The sequence below is a fragment of the Deltaproteobacteria bacterium genome, from assembly GCA_011773515.1.
Lineage (GTDB): Bacteria > Desulfobacterota > Deferrimicrobia > J040 > J040 > WVXK01.
Genome location: WVXK01000041.1, coordinates 1 through 1,063, shown reverse-complemented (window position 1 = coordinate 1,063; position 1,063 = coordinate 1). Strand labels below are relative to the sequence as shown.

Here is a 1,063-nt window from a genome sequence, read left to right as displayed (position 1 = left end):
ACCGCAACACCCACGCCCACGCCCACGCCCACGCCCACGCCCACACCCACGCCCACGCCCACGCCCACGCCCACACCCACGCCCACGCCCACACCCACGCCCACGCCTACACCCACGCCTACGCCCACGCCCACACCCACACCTACGCCTACGCCTACACCCACTCCCACACCCACTCCCACGCCTACGCCCACACCTACGCCCACACCCACTCCCACGCCTACGCCCACGCCCACACCCACACCTACGCCCACGCCTACGCCGGTGGCGCTGGAAGAAGTGGGGGAGCCGGAGGCGCTGCCGGACACCGGCAGCGAGCCCTCTGGCGGCGGCTCCAGCGGGTTGGCTTGGCTGGCTGCCATTGCCGGCGTTATCGCCCTCCTCGGCGGCGGCGGCATGTGGCTGACCTATCAGAGACGACGCTTCCGCTAGCCATACAACACGTCAGGCATCGGAATGGGGACGGTATGCTCGTCGTCCCCTTTTGTCGGGGGCTTCGATGAGCCAGTGCGGCCGTACGAGGTGCGCTGGCAGGAAACCTAGGCTCCGCCGCTAGCACAATCACACATCCCCTCGCTATTGCTGCAGACTGTGCCCCTGGGTTACGCAGGTGTCAACGGGGGTCCTTACAGCAGGCGGCTGGTACCCCGGGAGGCGGTGGCCGGAGCCACCGTAGCACGCCGACGACCGCAAGCTTCCCGCTCAAGGGTGATCTCGTCCACAGACGGCAACGTGACGATTTCTGAAAGATATATGAAGTCGATCCGAGTCGACCCACACAACAGTCAGATACGCTGAGGGAAAAGGCCACGTTGACAGATCGCCGGGAACCTTCTAGGCTGTTGTCAAACGTTGACCATAAGGCCCGATTGGCAAGTGAGAGCGCTCACCTGGGCGAAGACTGATTGGTGCCGCGCCGATTCATTGTCGGGCGGCTAGTTAATATTGGCCGACCGACTTAGTCGGTGTAATTAGTAGCCTAAGGGATAGCGATAATGCGAAGAGGTTTGGGACTGGCGGCACTATTTGCGGTCGCATTGGTGACCTTGGCCGGCTTCCTCAT

At 63.9% G+C, this 1,063-nt stretch carries 1 protein-coding gene; it reads right to left on the bottom strand.

Going from position 1 to position 1,063, the window contains the following annotated elements:
- A partial coding sequence (locus GTN70_04200; GenBank protein ID NIO16190.1) for a hypothetical protein occupies window positions 1–212 on the bottom strand: 212 nt, incomplete at its 3' end.
- Between the last annotated feature and the right edge of the window lie 851 nt (window positions 213–1,063).